This window comes from Ruegeria sp. AF3 (assembly GCF_056536285.1).
This window is the reverse complement of the sequence record NZ_JBQFJM010000001.1, coordinates 2286293-2307835: the sequence shown is the minus strand read 5'-3', so window position 1 is coordinate 2307835 and position 21543 is coordinate 2286293. Positions and strand designations below refer to the sequence as shown.

The following is a 21543-nucleotide window of genomic DNA, read 5'->3' as shown; positions in this document are numbered from 1 at the left end:
CCGGTAAGCGTATGAGCTTGGATCAATTACCTACTGTCCCCTATGTTTCAAGCAACCAAAACGCGGCGTCACCAGTTATGATCTCAACCGGCACTCAGGAATTGACGGCGGATCCCGGCGGTATCGCGCGGGCTGCAGATATGTTGCGACAGGGCCTTCTGGTCGCCTTCCCGACCGAGACCGTCTATGGCCTGGGCGGCGATGCACGCAACGGGCAGGCGGTGGCGTCGATCTACGAGGCCAAGGGGCGGCCCAGTTTCAATCCGCTGATCGCACATGTCGCTTCGGTCGCCGCGGCGCAACGGTATGTGCAATGGTCAGATCAGGCCGAGCATCTGGCGCAGGCCTTTTGGCCCGGTCCGCTTACCTTGGTTTTGCCCTTGCGCGAAGGGCACGGGATTTCATCGCTGGTGACGGCAGGTTTGGATACGTTGGCCGTGCGCGTTCCGGCACATCCGACAGCGCACGCGCTGCTGGCCGAATTTGATGGCCCGGTTGCTGCGCCGTCTGCAAACCCGTCGGGTCAGATCAGTCCGACCAAGGCAAGTCATGTCTGGTCAGGTCTTGGCGGCAAGATCGCGGCTGTTCTGGATGACGGGCCGTGCGGTGTCGGGCTTGAATCCACCATCATCGGTCTGGCTGGGGAACCCGCGCTTTTGCGTCCAGGTGGCATCGCGCTGGAGCAAATCGAAGAGACGCTAAAAACACACCTACATCTGCATCAATCCGGTGACCTTCTGACCGCCCCCGGCCAGTTGCAATCGCATTATGCGCCGGATGCTCCGGTCCGTTTGAATGCCGAAACCCGTCAGGGTGATGAGGTGTTGCTGGGATTTGGACAGGTTGAGTGCGACCTGAACTTGTCCGCCATTGGCGACCTGACCGAAGCGGCGGCAAATCTGTTTGCGTTTCTGCATCAACTGAACGAAACCGGGCGACCGATTGCCGTTTCTCCGATCCCAGGCACGGCATTGGGGGCGGCAATCAATGACCGGCTGCGGCGCGCTGCAGCACCTCGCGACAGCTGATCAGGCCCGCCCTGCGCTGGCAGAAAGGGTCAGCGGGTCCACGCCCAAAGTAGCCAACGCTGCCTCCCATTTCGCATCATCGGGCACATCGAAAACAAGCTTGGGTGTCGCGTCAGTGGTCAGCCAACCGTTCATGGCAATTTCATCCTCAAGCTGACCGGGCCCCCAGCCGGAATAACCCAGCGCCAGCATCGAGTTCAGCGGCCCGCTGCCTGATGCCAAATCCTCGAGCACATCAAGTGTCGCCGTCATGCTGAAGTCCTCAGAAATCTGCATTGAATGCAGGTTGGCCTCGTAATCGGCGCTGTGAAGGACAAAGCCGCGCGACATCTCGACCGGCCCACCGAAATGCACAAGGCGCTCTCCGACAATCGGAATACGGCAGGCGATGTTCAGTTGACCCAGCAAGGTCTTTATCCGCAGGTCCGAGGGCTTGTTCACAATCAAACCCATGGCTCCATCGTCGCCGTGGCTGCACACATACACCACCGAATGGTCGAATCGCGGATCCCCCATACCGGGCATCGCAATCAACAGTTTTCCGGTCAGGTCCATGGGCCGCCATCTCTTTCTCAGAACACCTCAACAATGGCCCCGCAGCATGTCTATTGGCAAGAGAACAACAGGTATTTTGGCGGATTTCATCCCAGTGAACAGAACGTGACTTGGAATCCGGGCCAACGCCGCGCATTTAAGAGGGATGAAGATGTCGATGAAACACACTGCTGTCGCCGCACTCGCTTGCCTGCATCTGGCCGCCCCGGTTGCCGCTCAGGGTCTGGACGGCGTGGTTCAGCTGGATGTTCTGGATGGCGGACGGACTGCAAACGGCACTTATCTTACCGCCTTGAAGGTGACGCTTGAGGATGGTTGGAAAACCTACTGGCGTGCGCCCGGAGATGCTGGCATCCCGCCGGAAATCAACTGGAAACGCTCAAGCAATGTCGGGCGTGTTGAGATCACATGGCCTGCCCCCGATGTCTTCGATCAAAACGGGTTGCAGTCGATCGGTTACAAGAACCAACTGGTCCTTCCTATTGAGATTACGCCGCGCAACCCTGCCAAGCCGGTCCGATTGCAGGGCGAAATGGATCTGGGCGTCTGCAAAGACGTTTGTATTCCGGAACGTCTGGGCTTTGACCACACGCTCGACGCCAATGCCGGGCGCCATCCCGCGATTGCCGCGGCACTGGCGCAACGTCCCTATTCCGCGCAGGAAGCTCGCGTGTCCAGTGCCACGTGTCGTCTGACGCCAACGAAAGATGGTATGCGTATCGAAGCACGAGTGACCATGCCATCGGCAGGTGGTCATGAAGTTGCTGTGATCGAACCCGGCAATCCCACCCTCTGGGCTTCGCAGCCGGTTGCACAACGGCAGGGCGATACGTTGGTGGCCGAGGCCGAGATTATCAATGCATCGGGTACACCCTTTGCGCTGGATCGGTCTGAAATCCGGATTACAGTTCTGGGCGCCAATCACGCAGTTGATATTCAGGGTTGCAGCGCAGGCTGAATTCATGACCCAATCGCCAAAAATCGGTGCCCTGGCCGTTGTTCTGCACCAGGATCAGGTTCTTCTGGTTCAGCGCAGCAAGCAGCCCGACGCCGGGCTGTGGGGGTTTCCCGGTGGCCATGTCGAATGGGGTGAAACCGTATTGGAAGCGGCGCAACGCGAATTGCTGGAAGAAACCTCGGTGATCGCGCAACCGTCACATTATCTGAACAATCTGGACCTTCTGCGCCGAACCCCAGATGGGCTGGTCGTGTCCCATTACCTGCTGGTCGGGGTCGCATGTCAGTATCGCTCGGGCACGCCGAGGGCCGGTGACGACGCACTTGATGCCCGGTGGTTTCCCATCGATCAGATACGCCAGGGCAACCTGCCCATGAGCGCGCGGGTCATTGAGCTTTTGGAATATGCCTTGCTTGCGGTTTAAGTACCTGCCGATTTCGTGAGGCGACCATAGAGTATACCTGAGGCAGCAATGCTTAGAATCACAATCGGTACAGCGCCGGCAACAAACGCGCCCAGCCCCATTTTCAATGCGGCAATGCCATCATCACCGGGATAAAGGCTTTGTAGCATGGCAAGCGGTGCACCGTTGACAGCGGGCCAGATCATCGTCAAGGCAAACCAGATCCCAAGTATCACGCCGGTTCCGGCCAACGCGCCACGAACAACCTTGTCAGGGGCCCGTGCAGCACGGCGCATGGCTGTCATCGGACGTGCCACGTCATTAAGAATTCCCAGCAAGGCAGGTACAAGAACCAACACCAGCAACATTCCGAAACCAAGCCCGTAGACCAGTGTGATTACAGTCGGTTTCAAGAATTGCGCCTGTTGAGAGCCTTCATATAGTAAGGGCGCAAGGCCAAGAACCGTCGTCAGCGTGGTCAGCATCACGGGGCGCAACCTGTCTGCCGTGCCATCCAGAATAGACGGAATCAACCCGCGATCCTGCTGGTATGCGTCGATCGTGGTCACCAAAACGATCGAATCGTTGATGATGATCCCTGTCATGCCCAGCAGCCCGACAACCGTGAACATGCTCAGCGGCACCTCCCAGATGTAGTGGCCCCAAATCGCCCCAACCAGGCCAAAGGGAATAATCGCCATAACCACAAGGGGTCGTGTCCAGCTGGCAAAAACCCAGGCCAGTACAAGATAAATACCGGTCAGACAAAGGATCAGACCGTTGCGGGCCTCGGACAGGAATTCGTTTTCCTGTTCGCTCAGACCCGACATGCGCCACTCAACCTGCTTTTCGGCCGCGATATTGGGAAGGATCTCGTCCTGCATCACGCGTTCAATTTCGGCGGCCCGTGCCGGATCGTCTTCCGAAATATCGCCTGTTACCGAAACCACCCTCAGGCCGTTTTCACGCCGGACCGTCGAAAACCCGGACTTGCGCTCGACCGAAACGATATCAGCCAGCGGTACATAGACCCCATCAGGAGAACGCATCAGAGTTCGTTCCAGAAAATCTGCTGTCAGTTCACCTTCGGGCAGTTCGACACGGATCTCGGCGCTGCGCGGCCCGTCGGGGAAGGTTGCGGCCTCAATCCCGTTCAAACGGTTGCGCAAAGCCCGCCCCAGCGTTTCGATCCGAAAGCCCAGCGCCTGACCCTGTGCCGTCAGGTCAAGAAGAAACTCTTCCTTGTCATATGCCAAAGTGTCCTCAAGCGCCGAAACTTCAGGAAACTTCGACAGCGCAGTTTGCAGATCTTCAGATGCGGCTTTCAGGACATTTACGTCTGAGCCATAAAATTGCACATCGATTGCATCGCCGCCGGGGCCGGACCGCCAACCGCGGAAGCTGATCACTTCGACCTTGGGGTGACGCGGTACGAAATCCTGTAGCTCGCCCACAAACTCAAAACTCGAATATGGGCGCAGATCGGCGTCGATCAATTCAATCGAAATACCCCCTAACACTCTGCCGCCCTTGCCGTCAGCCGCAGCAAGCGCACGCCCGGCATTGCCACCAACTTCAGCCAGGACATAGTCAATTGGATTTCGGCCATGACGCTCTTCGTAGATCCGGCCCAGTTCGTTGGTTGCATCCTGTAGAATGCGCATCATCTCAAGTGTATCTGACCGGGTCGACCCTTCGCGCATAATAAACCCGCCGCTGACCGAACTGCGTTCAGGTGCGTTGAAGAACCGCCAGTTCACGTCGCCACGAATGAACAATGCGACCTGACTGGCCAGGATGGCGATCATCAGCGCGGCCACCACATAACGCGCCCAGATCACCCAGGCGATAAGCGGGCGGAACAAGTGATCCCGAACCCAACGAAAGCCACGATTGACGACGCGGTTCGGCAGATCGTACCAGTGTTCCTTGGCCGAATGCGCAATTGCATGCGCCATGTGATTGGGCAGGATCAGGAAGCATTCCACCAGCGATGCAACCAGAACTGCGATCACCGTGAAAGGGATATCGCGGATCAGCTCTCCGAAACGTCCTCCAACCAAGGTCAGGCCGAAAAACGCAATCACCGTCGTTACCGTGGCGGCCAGAACCGGCATTGCCATTCGACGCGCGGCGCGCTCTGCGGCTTCCACTGGTGTCTCGCCCAATCGGCGGGAGCGAAAATCAGCGTGCTCCCCCACGACAATGGCATCATCTACAACGATCCCCAACGTAATGATCAGACCAAACAGTGAAACCATGTTCAGCGACAGACCGCCCAGATACATCAGTGCAATCGCCGCCGACATCGCCACCGGAATGCCCGCAGCAACCCAAAACGCAATGCGCGCATTGAGAAATAGGAACAACAAGATGACAACAAGCCCCAGCCCCATCAGCCCGTTATCCACGAGGATGTTCAACCGGTCGGTAATTGCTTGCGCCCGGGTGCGGATCAGATCAATTTTCACACCTTCAGGCAGGCTGGCCTGCATCTCGCGGGCAACGTCCTCGACCGTGTGCTGAATACCTATCGCATCGCCCAGGTTCGACCGGTCCACTCTGATCGACATGGCGGGATTGTCGCCCACATAATAGCTGCGGTCGCGGGTGACGCCTTCTACCCAAATTCTGGCAATGTCACCAACCTTCAGTTTCGACCCATCTTCGTTCGTCCGCAGCGCGATGCCTTCGATCTGTTCCGGCGTGCGTTTCTCAGTTCCCGCCCGGACACGAGCACCCGCGCCTTCGACATTGCCAGCGGGGTCCGTATTGACTTCGGCACCTATCGCTGCCGCGATTTCGGCCATCGTTATATCGTTTGCGATTAACTGAGCGGTGGTGACCTCGACAACGATGCGCGGTGCGGCAATACCCCGGATTGTCGTGCGGGTCACACCTGATGCGAATAAACGATTGATAAGCTCATCCGTCAGCTTAGCCAGCTGAGCAGTATCGGTCGGCCCCGTGATCACCACATCCGTCACCCGATCACGCCACGCACCACGTTGAATCTTGGGCTCCTCAGCGTCTTCCGGCAGATCTGTGACAGCGTCTACGGCGGTCCGGACTTCCTCAACAGCGCGGGACACATCCCAGTTGGGTTCGAATTCCAGCCTGATACGGGTCCAGCCCGGATGCGAGGAAGCCTCGGTACTGGTCACCCCTTCGACGGCCAGCAGCGCAGGTTCCAGCAACTGCACTATCCCGGCGTCCATGTCCTCGGGCCCGGCACCATCCCAGGTTACGGATACATCGACGCGTTCCAGAATGACGTCCGGAAAGAACTGTGCACGCATGTTCGGGATTGCCGCCGCGCCAAGAACCAGCATGACAAGCAACAGCAGGTTGGCAACTGTCCGATGCCGCGTGAAATAACTGAGAAGGCCACCCGCCGCGCCAGGTATCTCGCGCATCATGGCGTTTATCCCCCAGCCCTGGTTTCAATACTGCGCACCAAAGATGTCGGCACTCGAGCTTCGCGCAGCCGGGTTAGAACCTTCGTCTTTTCCTTCGGTGGCATCGCACTGTTCGCCTCGACTTGAGCTACAAGTTCGGCGCGTTTCTCGTCCGTCAGCTCGACCATTCCGGGGTCTGCACCCGCCTCAAGCCGCAGGGGCCGAACACGCACGCCCGACCCAAGCAGGGGGGTTCGTCCGACGACGACCTCACGCCCTTCCAACCCGTCGCCCCGCAGCAGAACTTCATCCCCCTGGCGGCGGATGAGCTGAACCGGCAGACTTTCCAATCGGTCATCAGGGCCAAGAACCAGAACTGTTCCGGATGCATCAAGGACCGAAGACGGCAGTCGGTAAACTCCGGCAAGGGGCTGTTCCTGAACTGAAACCGTAACGAAATCTCCAGGTTTAAACCCCGATGCCTCTTGCAGGCGGGCATAGATCAACCGCCCGGTCTGGCCTTCACCGGCAGACCCGCTATCGCGGCTAATCTGGCCAATTGCGGTCAGATCGGTCCCTGTGACTTCAAGAGATATGGTGACCGGCGCATTGATCAGACGATCGCCGCCATCCAGAAGCCGCACATATTGCGCGGTCGACACCCGAAACGCCACCTCTAAGTCGTTGGGATCAACCAGTTCAGCAAGCTTTTCATTTGCAGATACCAGCCGCCCTTCCACAAGCGTAACATCCGTTAAAGTGCCGCCAAAGCCCGCCCGGATTGTCATGTCGCCCAGATCGCGCTCCGCAGCTTCCAGTGCTATCATGGCGCGGGCCAACAGGGTTGATGCCTGATCCACACGGGATTCAGCCTGTGCCAGCGCAATACGCCGCGCCAGTACGGCCTGTTGCGCCGCTGCGGCAGCCAGTTCGGCCTCTTCCACGCTAGCGGCGGCCCCCACGCCCCGAGATTCCAGATCGCGTTGACGTTGCAACGCCCTTTCCCGCAGTTCCGCCTGAGCCTCAGCCGATTTCAGCTCGTCCTGCGCCAGCAGCAACGAGCGTTCTGCATCGCGCTCTTCAAACTGAGCGTCCAAGAGATCAGACTTGGCCCGATCCAGCGCGGATTGTGCATCTGCCGGATCCAGTTCGACCAGCACTTCGCCAGCCTCAACAATTCCACCATCTTCAAAATCTTCGGCCAGCGCGACAACGCGACCGCCGAGCGCCGCGCGCAGCTCCAGCCTGCGGCGGCTTTGAACCTCTCCGAAAGCTTCAAGATATGGGGTTACGGTTTCCGCCTCGGCAGGCCGAACTGCAACAGCAAAGACCCTTTCTCGTGCTGGCGGTGTCGCGCCCTCACGCGTCAAAGCCTCCTGAACGGCCCCAACGATCATCTGTGCAGCAACGAACAACAAAGCCAGCGCCAGAAACGCCAGAAAAATACCGACAAGACTATGCCGCAGAAATCGCATCGATCAGTTACCCCGGTTGCACCACGCTGCCGTCCACAACATGTAGCTGGATCAGGAAATATGCCAAGCCACAAGGCGGTTATACGGAATGGAACGTATGACCAGTCTACTTCCGTCGCAGATGTTCGTCCAATCTGGGCATTATTTCCACAAAATTGCACGGGCGATGGCGATAATCGAACTGTTTTTCCAAAATACCGTCCCACGCATCCTTGCAGGCCCCCGGGCTGCCGGGCAAGGCGAACAGATATGTCCCCCCGGCAACACCCCCCGTCGCCCGCGATTGCACCGCGGAAGTTCCAATCTTCTCCATCGAGATGATCGTGAAGACGGTGCCAAAGGCTTCGATCTCTTTTTCATAGACATCGCGATGCGCCTCGACGGTGACATCGCGCCCGGTCAGACCCGTACCGCCGGTCGAAATCACGACGTCGATCTGTTCATCCGCCACCCACGCGCGCAACTGATCTACGATCTGTTTGCGCTCGTCCCGAATTATTCTCCGATCCGCGACGACATGGCCCGCCTTTTCGATCCGGTCCACCAATGTCTGACCCGAGCGGTCCTCTTCCAGCGATCTGGTATCCGAGACAGTCAGTACGGCGATCTTAACCGGGATGAACTCCATGGTTTCGTCAATGCGCGACATGTGGTGTCAGGCCCTTTCCAGGATGGCAAGCCGGACCGCAAGGGCCGAAAAAATGCCCCCTGTAATCCAGCCCAGAATACGTGAAGCGCGCGGATTCGAGACCAGATGACGCCCCGCGCTTCCGGCGAATACACCAACCAGCCCGTTCACCACGAACCCGCCGATGCCTATGATTGCACCGAAAATCAAAAACTGCACCAGGACCGATCCCCGCGACGGGTCTACAAACTGCGGGATAAAGGCAAGAACGAACAGAATAACCTTGGGGTTCGTCAGATTGACAAGCATCCCGTCCCGAAAAGACAACCGGGTCGGTTTGACGGGTGCCTCGGCTGACACTGCGCCATTTCGAACGGCACCCCAGGCCAAGTACAGCAGGTATGCAACACCAACCCAGCGAATGACATCAAACAGCCATGGCAAGGTCGCAACCGCCGCGCCAAGGCCCAGCCCAGCCAGAAGGACCTGTATCATTCCACCCGCGGATATCCCGGCACTTGCGGCAATTGCGGCGCGCGGACCTGATCGCAGGCCCTGACCGAAACAGAACATCATATCCGCGCCCGGTGTCAGGTTCAGCGCCAGCGCGGCGGGAATGAAGGCAAGCAGCGTTACCAACTCAATCATAAGGCGACCTCGAACCAGTTTACCTTGGGACCAAGGTTGGCGATCCGGGTGCGGCCGATCGAGCCGCGATATCCCCAGCTGTCGTGAATATGGCCGCAAAACGTGAAACGGGGCTGTATCCGCTCGATCGCGTTCCGAACAGCGATCGAGCCCACAGCCATGCCTTGCGAGGTCACATCCCCATGACCCTTGGGCGGCGAGTGCGAAATCAGGATATCTGCTCCGCCGCAGCGCGCCAGCAGTTCGGCGGCCTCACCTTCGGTAAGATCGCAGGACCAATCACCAAACGGTGTGGGTGGAACACCGTAGCCAAGCCCGAACAGGCGCAATCCATCCACTGTCATTCCCGTTCCGTGCAGAACATGCACACCCTCGGGCACCGCTTTGCCCAGATCCTCTGCGCTTTCGGCATTCCCGGGTATCAGGACCAGCGGCGCTGAAACGCCCGAAAGCATTTGCATCGCCTCATCCAGACCCTGCCGCATGTTGCAATAGTCCCCTGCGCCGATGACCAAGTCGGCATCAGCGCTGGCGGCTACCAGATCAGCGGCGCGGTTGCGCGCCATATGAAGATCGGAAAACGCCAAGACCTTCATGACTCACCTCGCAGCCGGGCTTTCAACTCCAGCAGATCAGCCCAAGCCTGCCGCTTCATTTGCGGCTGGCGCAGCAAATAAGCTGGATGAAACATCGGGATCACAGGCATGTCCATCGCCTGATCCCACTGGCCGCGCAATCGGGTAATCCCGCGTTTCCCCAGAACAGCCTGACAGCTGATATTGCCCATTACCACCAGAACCTCGGGCCGGGCCAGCGCCACGTGACGTTCCAGAAAGGGCTTCATCATCCCTATTTCTTCGGGCTTTGGGTCACGGTTCTGTGGGGGCCGCCACGGCAGCACATTTGTGATATAGACGTTCTGCCTGCGATCCAGATCAATCGCGGCCAACATGCGATCCAGCAACTGGCCCGCGCGCCCGACAAAGGGCTTGCCCTCGCGGTCTTCGTCGCGGCCCGGCGCCTCACCAATGATCATCACCCGCGCACCGGGCGTTCCATCAGCAAAAACCAACTGCCGTGCCCCGCGCTTCAGCTCGCAGTGATCAAAAGCTTCCATTGCACCGCGCAGCTGATCCAGTGACCCCGCCCCCTTGGCTGCTGCTTGCGCAACCGTTACCGGGTCGGCCTGTCCGGGCTTTGACGGGATGGCTGCCGCAACCTCTGCCTTCTTGGGCTTTGGTGACGTGTCCGGCACCGAATATCGATCAACCGGAGCGTCCCCGATTGCCTCGGTCACGCCCAGTTCGACCTGCCATTCCAGCAAGGCCCGTGCAGAGTAATAGTCCAAGCCCGATTCCATATGGATAATTTACCCGCCTGAGGGCTGATGGAAAGCGAATTGGGCTTGATTGGTCGCTCTGTCGCGCCGACCATCAGGGCACGATGCTCAGAACCTTGCGAATCCTCCTGATCGGGCTTGGGCTGGTGCTTACCGGCAATCCGGTATTGGCGACGTTCCACGACGCACAGGGCCAATGCCGTGCGGGCCAGTTCAAATGCGGCACCACCTGTTGTTCAGGTGGTCAAAGATGCAGCTTTGATGGGCACTGCATACCGCTGGGAGGTACCTATTGCGGTGGCGGGCGCAGCTGCGGCCCGTTTGAACGCTGCGTGGCGGGAGGAGCGCGTTGTGCACCCGCAGGCGCGAACAAATGCACATCGCGTCTGGATTGCCCCGGTGACAGTTTTTGCAATGGGCGCGGCGAATGTGAACGGATCACACCAGATCCGGGTACAGCCCCTCCTACGATATGCAAGGATGGCCGAACTTGTGCGCGAGGCTCATTCTGTCTGCCGGGTGGGGGGTGTTCCCGTCCGGGATGGTTCCTGTGCGAAGAAACAGGCTCGCAGTGCCGTCCGGGATTCAAATGCTCGGACCATCAGGGTTGCGTGCCGATCAAAGCCATCGACTGCGGATACGGCAAATGGTGCAAACCGGGTGAACAATGTCTGCCCGAAGGCGGCTGCGAAAAACTGCCAGAGGGTTCTGATCCTTAGGTTGCTTTGCACCGCGTGGCTTTCTATAAGCGGCCCGATTGTCAGACAGGAGCCCGCCCATGCGTTTCGCCCATCGTCACCTTCTTGGCATCGAGCATCTGTCGCAATCCGATATCACCGAAATTCTCGACCTGGCCGAAACCTATGTCGACATGAACCGCCAGTCGACCAAACATTCGGACGTGCTGTCGGGGCTGACCCAGATCAACATGTTCTTTGAAAACTCAACCCGAACGCAGGCAAGCTTCGAACTGGCTGGCAAGCGTCTGGGCGCGGACGTGATGAACATGGCGATGCAGGCCAGTTCGATCAAAAAGGGCGAGACGTTGATCGACACTGCGCTGACTCTGAACGCGATGCATCCCGACCTTTTGGTGGTGCGTCACCCGCATTCAGGCGCGGTCGATTTGCTGGCGCAAAAGGTCAACTGTGCTGTTCTGAACGCAGGCGACGGGCGGCATGAACATCCGACACAAGCGCTACTGGACGCGCTGACGATCCGCCGCGCAAAAGGTCGCCTGCACCGTCTGAACATCGCCATTTGCGGCGATGTCGCGCACTCCCGTGTTGCACGCTCGAACCTGATCCTGCTGGGCAAGATGGAAAACCGCATTCGTCTGATCGGCCCGCCCACACTCGTGCCGTCGCAATTCGCCGAGTTCGGGGCCGAGGTATATGACGACATGAACGAAGGCCTCAAAGACGTCGATGTGGTCATGATGCTGCGCCTTCAGAAAGAACGAATGGATGGGGGCTTCATCCCGTCAGAACGCGAGTACTACCACCGGTACGGCCTGAATGCGGAAAAACTGGCGCTGGCCAAACCCGATGCCATTGTCATGCACCCCGGCCCAATGAACCGCGGGGTTGAGATCGACGGAACCCTGGCTGATGACATCAATCGATCCGTTATACAGGAGCAGGTGGAGATGGGGGTCGCTGTCCGCATGGCCGCCATGGACCTTCTGGCCCGCAACCTGCGCGAGGTTGCATGAACAATCTGAAGGTCGCCCCCCATGAACGCGGCGTCCTGCGCCTGTTCACGCTGGACATGCGCCCAGAAGAGGCAAAGTTCCTGCGCGAACCGGGTGCCGCCGATCAGGTGCTTGGCGTCGACGGGCTGGACCCCGAGCAGATCGACGTCTTTCCGGTGTCCGACCTCGAGGAACTTGGGCTTTACGGCTATCTGTACGAAGGGTGTGGCGTGTCCGAGGATCAGTTGGACCGTGCCGCGCTGGCGCAGATCGGCGGATGGGTCATGGTCCTGCGCAGCGCAGCGTTCAAAGACCAGACCATGACACTTGAGCCCGATCCCCGGCTGCACCTGACGGGCCTTTACACGGAAGAGGCAACCAATTGGACCGGCGGAACGATCGAAACCGAAAGCGCCAGACCTTTCTCGGCCCCGCAAACCGCGCCGGTTGACAACAAACCGCTCCGCATAGGCTCGGCTGTTATGGCATTGGTAGTACTTTTGATCACCGGAGGGATTCTATGGCTGATCCTGTAGTCTTTGCCCCGGACAAGGGCGCGTATATCCGCACCAATGCGTGGCTTGCGGCCGCTGCCATGGCCGGTGCAATGGCTGTGTTGTGGTTGACCGGCAACCCTTATGTCTGGACCGGAGCACCTGCTGGCCTCGCCGCTATCGGCATCCGCGCGTGGTATCTGGCATCGGAAGAACTGGCCGCAAACTGGAAGATGACCGACACTTTGTTGACCGGTCCCGGCGAGCGAAAAGTTGCGCTGAATCAGATCGAGGCGGTCAAAACCATGGGCAGTTTCGTGCAAGTCGTTACCAAGGGCGGAGACAAACACCTGATCAAGTATCAGGCCGATCCCGCCGCCACGAAGGCCGCCATCGAAAGGGCTGTTCCATGAATACCGTTCTTTTCACCAACGCACGCCTGATCGACCCCGAAGCGGGAGCAGAGTCAACTGGCTGGTTGCAGGTGAACGATGGCCGGATTACCGCCCGAGGCGAAGGAATTGCTCCGAGTACGGAGGGGCATATCGTAGATTGCAACGGCAAGTGCCTCGCCCCTGGCATCATCGATATTGGCGTCAAGGTCTGTGAACCCGGTGAACGTCATAAGGAAAGCTATCGGTCAGCAGGACTTGCTGCCGCGGCTGGCGGTGTCACGACGATTGTCACCCGACCAGATACTATGCCAGCAGTCGACACACCGGAAACGCTGGAATTCGCGACACGTCGGGCGCAGGCCGATGCGCCGGTCAATGTTCTGCCGATGGCTGCCCTGACCAAAGGGCGCGAAGGGCGCGAGATGACCGAAATCGGGTTTTTGTTGGACGCGGGCGCGATCGCCTTCACCGATTGTGATCACGTCATCACCAATACCAAGGTGTTTTACCGCGCCCTGACCTATGCGAAGTCCTGTGGCGCGCTTGTGATAGCCCACCCGCAAGAGCCGGGGCTGAGCGCCGGGGCCGCGGCGACCAGCGGAAAGTTCGCCGCATTGCGCGGCCTACCCGCAGTGTCACCGATGGCAGAGCGGATGGGGCTGGACCGCGACATTGCCCTGTTGGAGATGACCGGCGCCGCCTATCACGCCGACCAGATCACCACGGCCCGGGCGCTGCCTGCACTGGAGCGCGCCAAGCACAATGGGCTGGACATAACCGCAGGGACGTCGATCCACCACTTGACGTTGAACGAGCTTGACGTGGCCGACTATCGCACCTTCTTCAAGGTCAAGCCGCCGCTGCGATCAGAAAACGACAGGCAAGCGGTTATCGAAGCCGTTCGCACCGGGCTGATCGATATCATCAGCTCGATGCACACCCCTCAGGACGAAGAAAGCAAGCGCCTGCCGTTTGAAGAAGCGGCCTCGGGTGCGGTCGCACTGGAAACGCTTCTGCCCGCGGCCTTGCGCCTGTATCACGCGGGCCAGCTGGATCTGCCGACGCTGTTTCGGGCCATGGCCCTTAACCCGGCCAAGCGGCTTGGGTTGGACAGCGGTCGCCTGTCGAAAGGCGCGCCAGCCGATCTGGTTCTGTTCGACCCGGATGTGCCTTTTGTGCTTGATCGGTTTGCACTAAAATCAAAATCTCAGAACACTCCATTTGACGGCCAGCGGATGCAAGGTAAGGTCATTTCGACCTATGTAGCAGGTAATGAAGTGTTCCGGAGACCCTGATGCCCCCAATCGACAACTCGACTAGCGAACTGCTCCAATGGGCGGTGGTTGGATACCTGATGGGCTCCATTCCCTTCGGCTTGTTGCTGGCCAAGATCATGGGATTGGGAAATCTGCGCGAGATCGGGTCCGGCAATATCGGGGCGACAAATGTCCTGCGCACCGGCAACAAGGCCGCTGCGGCGCTGACCTTGCTGTTTGACGCTGGTAAAGGCGCGGCGGCCGTTCTGATTGCACGTGCCTATGCGGGTGAAGATGCGGCCCAGGTTGCTGCACTTTTGGCGTTTCTGGGCCATTGCTTTCCGGTTTGGCTGAGCTTCAAGGGTGGCAAGGGCGTGGCGACCTTTCTGGGGCTTTGGCTAGCACTGGATTGGCGCGTTGGTGTTGCCTGCTGCCTCACCTGGCTGGTCGCGGCGGCAATCTGGCGGATATCCTCGGTTGGTGCACTGGCAGCCGCTGCGCTTTCCACAACCTGGGTGTTGTTGCTGACAAACGGGACTACATTTATCCTTGGGATAATTCTGACACTTCTTGTCTACTGGCGGCACAGCTCGAACGTTGCGCGGATCAAGGCCGGAACGGAACCCAGAATCGGAAAACCGTGACCGCGTCAGACGCGTTTCTGTCTGCCCTTTTTGCACTGCCGTTGGGCAGTTTCACCGGAACCTCCGGCGGTCGACGCTATGTTGTTGTGCGTCAACAAATGGCGCGTGGTAAATCCCACAAGCTGATCGCGCACGAGCTAGGCGGAACCGACTATATCAGCCTGAACCTGTATCAGACCCAGGGCAGCGGCGCGTTGCTTCGACCCTGTGAAATGCCCGCACACAAAGTCATCGCATTTGTCCTGAACCTAACGCCGGATACCTGAGGCGGCTCGGCAAAAAAGAACAGTGGCTCTATCACCTGCGCACAATCACAATTCATTGTTTTGAACGTGATCAGCCCGCTTCCCAAATCGCTATCGTGACGGTCAATTACGGGCCACACAGGACAACAATCTGGGCCTTACGGCGGCAATTATTGCGGTGCTGAACGGGCTCATTTCACGAAAGGTGAAGCAATGAACAAGTTTAAATCTCTGATCAGTGGCGTGGCACTGTCTGTCACGTTGGCAACCTCCGCGCTGGCGGCTGGCGTCGAAATCAACGCAAGCTCGACTGGTCTGGCCATGCAGGGCTATGATCCGGTGGCGTACTTCACCGCTGGCGAAGCGACCAAGGGCGATTACCGCATTACTGCATTGCACGATGCTGCACTGTACCGGTTTTCGTCGGAAGAAAACAAAGTAGCCTTTGAAGCCAATCCTGATGCATATCTGCCCGCATATGGCGGCTATTGTGCCTTCGGCGCGGCCATGGGCTTTAAATTCGACGGCGACCCGAACCACTGGAAGATCGTTGACAACAAGCTGTATCTGAACCTGTCCAAAGACATTCAGGAGCGCTGGGAAGGCGACATCCCGGGTTTCATCGAAAGCGCGAGCGCAAACTGGGAAACGATTGCTGAAAAATCCCCGGCAGAGCTGCAATCGCAGTAAAACCTGATTATTTCAGGCACAGCGGCGGCGGGTTTTCCGCCGCCGTATGTTATTGAAGACCTCTTGCCCTTCCCATTCAGCGCATCAAGTGTCCCAATTCAATGGGCAATATCGTTTGGATACTGCGTTACAGGTCCAGAGTTACAGGTCCAGAATTGTGCTGCCAGTCGTTTGCCGCGCCTCAAGCGCACGATGCGCATCAGCAACCTGATCCAAGGCAAAACGCTGATCGACATGGACTTTGACCTCACCCCCCTCGACTTTGCCAAACAGGCGACGTGCCATTGCCTGACACACCGCATGATCCGCGATATGAGTAAACAACGTGGGCCGGGTGATCTTGAGCGAGCCTTTCTGGCCCAGAACCCCAAGGTTGAACGGTGGAACCGGGCCCGAGGCGTTGCCGAAGGAAATCATCATGCCCAGCGGTTTCAGGCAATCCAGTGATCCTTCGAACGTGTCCGCTCCGACCGAGTCCATCACCACGTCTACGCCCTGACCCTTTGTAATCTCAGCCACGCGTTCTGCGAAATTCTCGGACCTGTAATTGATGCAATGCGCGGCCCCGTTAAACCGCGCAAGGCTGCATTTCTCGTCACTCCCCGCCGTTCCGATCAAGGTGATGCCTTCGGATTTAGCCCATTGGCATGCGATCAGCCCGACCCCGCCAGCTGCCGCATGGAACAGGACCGTATCACCCCGTTTCAATGGTGTGGTCCGGTGAAATAGGTATTCAACCGTCAGACCTTTCAGCATCATCGCTGCACCGGCTTCGAATGTGATGCCATCCGGTAGCGGGCAAACCTGCGCAGCGGGCATCACGCGCGCCTCACAATAAGCACCGGGCGGGGCTGCGGCGTAAGCGGCCCGCTGCCCCGGTCTGAGATGCGTTACCCCTTCCCCAACCGCCTCAACGGTACCTGCGGCCTCCATGCCTAAAGCATGGGGAAGGTCAAGGGGATACAGGCCGGTGCGTTGATATACGTCGATGAAGTTCAACCCGCAGGCCTGATGCCGAATACGTATCTCACCCGGACCGGGATCACCTACAGGCCTGTCTTCGATCCGCAAAACCTCAGGCCCACCAAATTCGTGAATCACAACCGTTTTCGCTGTTTTCTGCATCCTGACCTCCTCTTGCCTGCCATCAAGCTAACATGACTGTGACACACGGCAATCCGTCCGATGCCGGAGTATTGATCCAGATTTCGCAAATTTATGTTATACTGAGGCATGGCGTTGCCGGTTGGGCCGGCCACGGGCAACTGAATGCCGGATCCGTTCCGCGGCGCAAGTCTCGCCAGGGAAGGGTGAAGAAATGGCTAAGACAATCGGAAACCCGATCAGCTGGGCGGCCCAGGCTCTGGGCGCCACAGGTGACCACGTCACAGAAAGCGTCTCGCAACTTGGCAGTGCAGATCCAACGCAAGTGCCAATGGTGCAGACCTTGACCCTGCAAGACCTACGCGCCTGCCTGAGGGCGGGGTATCAGGATTTTCTCGAAACCCGAGCGGATGTGGTGTTCATTGTCCTGGTTTACCCGGTTGCCGGGCTTTTGATGTTCGGCTTTGCCCTGAATGCCAACCTGGTTCCGCTTCTGGCCCCTCTGGTCGCTGGCTTCGCGCTGATCGGGCCAGTTGCGGCCGTGGGCCTCTATGAGATCAGCCGCAAGCGTGAACAGGGCAGCGAGGTTCACTGGCTGGACGCATTTGGTGTGCTCCGCTCGCCGTCATTCGGAGCAATTCTGGTTTTGGGGTTTTACCTTGTGATGCTGCTGCTGCTTTGGCTGATGGTGGCACAAAGCATTCACACCTACACGATGGGCCCCGAGGTTCCAGCGTCGCTCAGCGCATTTGCCACGCAGGTGTTCACGACCTCCGCGGGCTGGACGATGGTCATTGTTGGAACAGCGGTTGGATTCGTTTTTGCGCTTTGCGCACTGGCGATCAGCGTCGTCAGTTTTCCCTTGCTGCTGGACCGTAAAGTAGGCCTGCCGGTTGCTGTTGTGACATCATTCAGGGTGCTGCGTCACAACCCCGGCGTCATTCTGACCTGGGGATTCATCGTAGCGGTGCTTTTGTTCCTGGGGGCTTTGCCACTGCTGTTGGGGCTTATCGTGGTGATGCCCGTTCTGGGTCATGCCACGTGGCATCTGTATCGCCGCGCCGTTGCGTGAACGCGCGGGACTCGCCCGCGCATTCTAAACTCAACCCGCGATCTTCAGAACAATCTTGCCAATATGACCCGAGCTTTCCATGCGCGCATGGGCGGCGGCGGCTTCGGTCAGATCAAACTCGCTGTCCATCACGGGCGCAACTTTTCCGGCATCCAACAGAGGCCAGACAGCTTCGCGCAGGTCCTGCGCGATTTGCGCCTTGGCCAGATCACTTTGTGGGCGCAATGTGCTGCCGGTCAGGGTCAGGCGCTTGACCATCATCAGGGCAAAGTTCAGCTCGATCACAGGCCCTTGCAGAAACGCGATTTGCACCAGCCGCCCATCTTCGGCCAGGGCCTTGACGTTGCGGGGGATGTAATCACCTCCGACCATATCGAGGATCAGGTTTGCCCCACCTTCGGCGCGCATGGCTGCTACGAAATCCTCGTCGCGGTAGTTGATCGCTTTTTCGGCGCCCAGCTTGATGCAAGCCTCACATTTCTCATCCGACCCAGCCGTGGCGAAAACGCGCGCGCCAAAGGCATTGGCCAGTTGGATTGCCGTCGTACCAATACCGCTGGACCCACCGTGAACCAGAAAACGTTCACCTGCCCTCAACCCGCCACGCATGAACACGTTGGACCAGACTGTGAAGAAGGTCTCGGGCAGACACGCTGCCTCTTTCATTCCCATACCCGCGGGCACAGGCAAACAATGAGCCGCTGGGGTCGAAACGTATTCCGCATAGCCACCGCCGGGCAGCAGTGCGCAGACCTGATCACCGACAGACAGTCCTTCGACCCCCGCACCGACCGAGACCACTTCGCCCGAAGCTTCAAGCCCCGGCAGGTCACTGGCGCCCGGCGGCGGATCGTAAGCGCCCGCGCGTTGCAAAGCGTCGGGGCGGTTCACCCCGGCATAGGCCACTTTCAATACAACCTGTCCGGCCCCCGGCTTAGGGATAGGACGTTCGGTCAGCTGCAAAACATTGGGACCACCCGGTTGAGAGATCTCAACAGCACGCATCATCTGGGTCATAGGCACCTCCTTTGCCCAATGCCTAACAGGCATCAGAGGCAAGGCCCAGCACCAAGACGCGTTACTTTCGGGGGTTCAACATGCCAGGCAGATCATCCCGCATCTTGGCCGGCGCCCTCACCTGACCCGCCAGCCAGTTTGGAACTGCAAGAAAGGGTTTCAAGACCGGGTTGTCACGCACCTGAGCCTTGAGCTTTTCGAACTCCATGACATTTGCGATCCGGCGATCCAGAAACTCCCACGTGCGCTGATGGTCAGGGCTGTCATCACCCAGCCAGAACAGCAAGGTCGAGGAATAGACCCCCGACAAGGTTGCCCGTTTGGTATACCAGTTCACATCTTCCGACGTATCGCCCAGTGCGTCCCATATCAGGTCGCAGGTCTGCCATAAGGCCTTGGCCCCATCGGTCGCATACGCTGGCAGGGAAAACAGCGTCATGCCCCGGCGCACCAGCTCTTTGTCTTCAACAGCCTGCAACCGGAACCGGACCGCAGCGGCAATCTTGTCGCGAAATTTTAGCCCGCTCATGTCCTCGGACCTGAGGCGGTCCAGCATCACCTGATCGCCGCGCGCATGAAAGGCCAGTGCCAGATCAACCGCCCCGCGCGGGCAAATTGCACGTGCCAAACCGTCATCCAGACCACAATCGGAAACCGAGGCGCGAAAGCTGGTTTCCGACCAGCCGTCGAAAGGAACATGGTTCAGCATCGCGTCCAAAAGCTGCCGTTTTGCATCTTCATATGTGGTGGTCATGACAGTTCTCCGGTTGTCAGGTCCAGTACTAGACAAGTTAGGGCGGCTTTGCTATACGGCCAACTCCTGCAATTTCCTTGCAACTCTATCTAGAAAGGTGGTGACAACCACATGCAGGTTAGTGTTCGCGACAATAACGTCGATCAGGCGCTTCGTGCCCTGAAGAAAAAGCTGCAGCGCGAAGGCGTGTTCCGTGAAATGAAGCTCAAGCAACATTTCGAGAAACCGTCCGAGAAGAAAGCGCGCGAGAAAGCTGAAGCGATTCGCCGTGCCCGTAAACTGGCGCGCAAGAAAGCCCAGCGCGAAGGTCTGCTCTGAGATCTTTGATTTCGTCCAGCTTTGGATGACACTATTTGACGACCCCCGAGGCATGGCCCGGGGGTTTGTCGTTTCAGGGCTCGGATACAATCCGCCGACTCGTGGTTCAGGTTGTGCGGCAAGCTGCCATTTCCGTACAGGCAGTGTTTTGCCCGGCGCTTTGCAGCGCAGCGAATCTCGTCTCGGTAGCATCGGGCCGCCAAAACTCGCCTGAATTGCGCCGCCCTCTATCACCCGCGACGTCCCCGCCTCTAAGTGAGCCCGTCCGCAAGGACACAAACACAAACGGAGGCAAATATGTCGACTGCAAGTACATACGAACGCGAGATGCTGGCGCTGATAAACCAGGAGCGCACGTCCCGCGGTCTCACCCCGCTGCAACTTGAAACGCAGCTGAACGACTCGTCCGAAGATCACAGCACCTGGATGCTGAATACAGACACCTTCAGCCACACCGGTTCAGGCGGTTCTAGCGCAACCCAGCGGATGCAAAACGCGGGGTTCGATCTTGAAGGAAGCTGGCGCACCGGGGAAAACATCGCATGGCAGTCCGAACGCGGCGCGCCGGGTATCAGCGACGATGTCGCCCAGTTGCATCAAAACCTGATGAACAGTCCGGGTCACCGCGCCAATATCCTAAACCCGGATTTCAAATATATCGGGATCGGGATCGAAACCGGTGACATGCAGGGCTTCGATGCGGTGATGGTTACGCAAAACTTTGCCGCAACCGACGCGGCTGTCATGCTGGACAACGGCAATACAAACGCGCCGCCCGTTCCCCCGGCAACACCGGATGAAGTTGCAGAGCCCGAGGAACCGGAAACCGAAACCCCGGATACTGACGTCACCGAGACCGAAGAGCCTGGGACTGAGACCCCCGAAACCGAGGAGCCGACACCCGAGACACCAGACACCGACGTCACAGAGACGGAAGAACCGGACCCCGAATCGCCTGATACCGACGTCACTGAGACCGAAGAACCGGAACCTGAAACCCCCGGTACCGAGGAACCAACACCCGAAACACCGGACACTGACGTAACCGAAACTGAAGAACCGGAACCTGAAGCGCCGGATACTGACGTAACCGAAACCGGGGAACCGCAACCTGAAACGCCCGATACCGAAGTCGTGGATGGCGGTGAGCCGGAAGCCTTCTGCTTTGACATTCAGGCCTTCCTGGATGAAATCGCCAGCTTCCTTGAAAACCTGCAAGCTCAGTTTGACGAGTTTGACTGGCGCGACGACATGAATGGCGGCACTGATGTGGCAGGCAATAATGACGACGTCGATATCATGCCAGCCATAGATACCACCCCGGAGACCGAGATTGAGCCTGTCGACACCCAAACAGCCGAAGACGATGGCTGCGATGTCTTCATGATCAATATCTTCACCCATGACTGCATGATGGATGCGGCCTGAT

At 58.6% G+C, this 21543-nt stretch carries 23 protein-coding genes; 13 read left to right on the top strand and 10 right to left on the bottom strand.

Translation table 11 applies throughout. The features are described from left to right. Nucleotides 1-77 precede the first annotated feature (77 nt). The gene (locus ACR3FC_RS11620) at nt 78-1028 is read left to right on the top strand and encodes an L-threonylcarbamoyladenylate synthase (RefSeq protein WP_480474994.1); all 951 of its coding nucleotides are present in this window, start codon (nt 78-80) and stop codon (nt 1026-1028) included. Here the strand turns inward: ACR3FC_RS11620 and ACR3FC_RS11615 are convergent, their stop codons facing one another. Further along, entirely contained in the window at nt 1029-1583 is a 555-nt protein-coding gene (locus ACR3FC_RS11615; RefSeq protein ID WP_480474992.1) for a YqgE/AlgH family protein, read from the bottom strand. 157 nt (nt 1584-1740) lie between these two features. On the opposite strand from ACR3FC_RS11615, the gene ACR3FC_RS11610 reads away from it, so the two are divergent. Both ACR3FC_RS11610 and ACR3FC_RS11605 read left to right on the top strand, forming a co-directional pair. Further along, on the top strand, nt 1741-2541 hold the full coding sequence (locus ACR3FC_RS11610) for a protein-disulfide reductase DsbD domain-containing protein (RefSeq protein WP_480474990.1): 801 nt from the start codon (nt 1741-1743) through the stop codon (nt 2539-2541). Between the two features lie 4 nt (nt 2542-2545). Continuing rightward, complete coding sequence (locus tag ACR3FC_RS11605) at nt 2546-2965, top strand: NUDIX hydrolase (protein ID WP_480474988.1); 420 nt, start codon at nt 2546-2548, stop codon at nt 2963-2965. Here ACR3FC_RS11605 and ACR3FC_RS11600 read toward each other — a convergent pair. From ACR3FC_RS11600 to ACR3FC_RS11575, 6 genes are all read right to left on the bottom strand, one after another. Beyond that, the gene (locus ACR3FC_RS11600; protein WP_480474986.1) at nt 2962-6363 is read right to left on the bottom strand and encodes an efflux RND transporter permease subunit; all 3402 of its coding nucleotides are present in this window, start codon (nt 6361-6363) and stop codon (nt 2962-2964) included. The genes ACR3FC_RS11605 and ACR3FC_RS11600 overlap by 4 nt on opposite strands. 5 nt (nt 6364-6368) lie before the next feature. Then, complete coding sequence (locus ACR3FC_RS11595; RefSeq protein WP_480474984.1) at nt 6369-7817, bottom strand: efflux RND transporter periplasmic adaptor subunit; 1449 nt, start codon at nt 7815-7817, stop codon at nt 6369-6371. A gap of 106 nt (nt 7818-7923) precedes the next feature. Further along, nucleotides 7924-8466 carry a molybdenum cofactor biosynthesis protein B gene (gene moaB, locus ACR3FC_RS11590; RefSeq protein ID WP_209506621.1) on the bottom strand — a complete coding sequence of 181 codons (543 nt, stop codon included), beginning with the start codon at nt 8464-8466 and terminating at the stop codon, nt 7924-7926. 6 nt (nt 8467-8472) lie between these two features. Beyond that, entirely contained in the window at nt 8473-9093 is a 621-nt protein-coding gene (locus ACR3FC_RS11585) for a LysE family translocator (RefSeq protein WP_480474982.1), read from the bottom strand. Continuing rightward, complete coding sequence (locus ACR3FC_RS11580; protein WP_480474980.1) at nt 9090-9689, bottom strand: metallophosphoesterase family protein; 600 nt, start codon at nt 9687-9689, stop codon at nt 9090-9092. Before ACR3FC_RS11580 ends, ACR3FC_RS11585 begins: the two co-directional genes overlap by 4 nt. Next, nucleotides 9686-10453: a uracil-DNA glycosylase gene (locus ACR3FC_RS11575; protein ID WP_480474978.1), complete on the bottom strand. Its 768-nt coding sequence runs from the start codon at nt 10451-10453 to the stop codon at nt 9686-9688. The genes ACR3FC_RS11580 and ACR3FC_RS11575 overlap by 4 nt, the downstream gene beginning before the upstream one ends. Nucleotides 10454-11210: 757 nt before the next feature. On the opposite strand from ACR3FC_RS11575, the gene ACR3FC_RS11570 reads away from it, so the two are divergent. The 7 genes from ACR3FC_RS11570 to ACR3FC_RS11540 all read left to right on the top strand — a co-directional run bounded on the left by ACR3FC_RS11570 (nt 11211) and on the right by ACR3FC_RS11540 (nt 15849). Further along, nucleotides 11211-12146, top strand: a complete 936-nt coding sequence (locus ACR3FC_RS11570) for an aspartate carbamoyltransferase catalytic subunit (protein WP_267366053.1) — start codon at nt 11211-11213, stop codon at nt 12144-12146. Next, complete coding sequence (locus tag ACR3FC_RS11565) at nt 12143-12661, top strand: hypothetical protein (protein WP_480474976.1); 519 nt, start codon at nt 12143-12145, stop codon at nt 12659-12661. The genes ACR3FC_RS11570 and ACR3FC_RS11565 overlap by 4 nt, the downstream gene beginning before the upstream one ends. Continuing rightward, nucleotides 12646-13032 (top strand): hypothetical protein, encoded by a 387-nt coding sequence (locus ACR3FC_RS11560; protein WP_480474974.1) that lies wholly within the window; start codon nt 12646-12648, stop codon nt 13030-13032. Before ACR3FC_RS11565 ends, ACR3FC_RS11560 begins: the two co-directional genes overlap by 16 nt. Continuing rightward, the gene (gene pyrC, locus ACR3FC_RS11555) at nt 13029-14309 is read left to right on the top strand and encodes a dihydroorotase (RefSeq protein WP_480474972.1); all 1281 of its coding nucleotides are present in this window, start codon (nt 13029-13031) and stop codon (nt 14307-14309) included. Before ACR3FC_RS11560 ends, pyrC begins: the two co-directional genes overlap by 4 nt. Further along, nucleotides 14309-14914: a glycerol-3-phosphate 1-O-acyltransferase PlsY gene (gene plsY, locus ACR3FC_RS11550; RefSeq protein ID WP_480474970.1), complete on the top strand. Its 606-nt coding sequence runs from the start codon at nt 14309-14311 to the stop codon at nt 14912-14914. The genes pyrC and plsY overlap by 1 nt, the downstream gene beginning before the upstream one ends. Continuing rightward, nucleotides 14911-15180: a hypothetical protein gene (locus ACR3FC_RS11545; protein ID WP_480474968.1), complete on the top strand. Its 270-nt coding sequence runs from the start codon at nt 14911-14913 to the stop codon at nt 15178-15180. Before plsY ends, ACR3FC_RS11545 begins: the two co-directional genes overlap by 4 nt. Nucleotides 15181-15372: 192 nt before the next feature. Then, nucleotides 15373-15849: a YHS domain-containing (seleno)protein gene (locus ACR3FC_RS11540; RefSeq protein WP_480474966.1), complete on the top strand. Its 477-nt coding sequence runs from the start codon at nt 15373-15375 to the stop codon at nt 15847-15849. Nucleotides 15850-15990: 141 nt separating this feature from the next. Here ACR3FC_RS11540 and ACR3FC_RS11535 read toward each other — a convergent pair whose 3' ends face one another. Then, nucleotides 15991-16974, bottom strand: coding sequence for a quinone oxidoreductase family protein (locus tag ACR3FC_RS11535; protein ID WP_480474964.1), 984 nt, complete (start codon nt 16972-16974; stop codon nt 15991-15993). Nucleotides 16975-17167: 193 nt separating this feature from the next. Between ACR3FC_RS11535 and ACR3FC_RS11530 the strand changes: the two genes are divergently transcribed. After that, nucleotides 17168-18025, top strand: a complete 858-nt coding sequence (locus ACR3FC_RS11530; protein ID WP_480474962.1) for a DUF2189 domain-containing protein — start codon at nt 17168-17170, stop codon at nt 18023-18025. Between the two features lie 30 nt (nt 18026-18055). Here ACR3FC_RS11530 and ACR3FC_RS11525 read toward each other — a convergent pair whose 3' ends face one another. Next, on the bottom strand, nt 18056-19042 hold the full coding sequence (locus ACR3FC_RS11525; RefSeq protein ID WP_480474960.1) for an NAD(P)H-quinone oxidoreductase: 987 nt from the start codon (nt 19040-19042) through the stop codon (nt 18056-18058). A 61-nt stretch (nt 19043-19103) separates the two neighbouring features. After that, nucleotides 19104-19796 carry a COQ9 family protein gene (locus ACR3FC_RS11520; RefSeq protein ID WP_480474958.1) on the bottom strand — a complete coding sequence of 231 codons (693 nt, stop codon included), beginning with the start codon at nt 19794-19796 and terminating at the stop codon, nt 19104-19106. Nucleotides 19797-19907: 111 nt separating this feature from the next. On the opposite strand from ACR3FC_RS11520, the gene rpsU reads away from it, so the two are divergent. Together rpsU and ACR3FC_RS11510 are read left to right on the top strand one after the other, a co-directional pair. Further along, on the top strand, nt 19908-20114 hold the full coding sequence (rpsU, locus tag ACR3FC_RS11515) for a 30S ribosomal protein S21 (protein WP_005614280.1): 207 nt from the start codon (nt 19908-19910) through the stop codon (nt 20112-20114). Nucleotides 20115-20411: 297 nt separating this feature from the next. After that, entirely contained in the window at nt 20412-21542 is a 1131-nt protein-coding gene (locus tag ACR3FC_RS11510; protein WP_480474956.1) for a CAP domain-containing protein, read from the top strand. Nucleotide 21543: the final 1 nt, after the last annotated feature.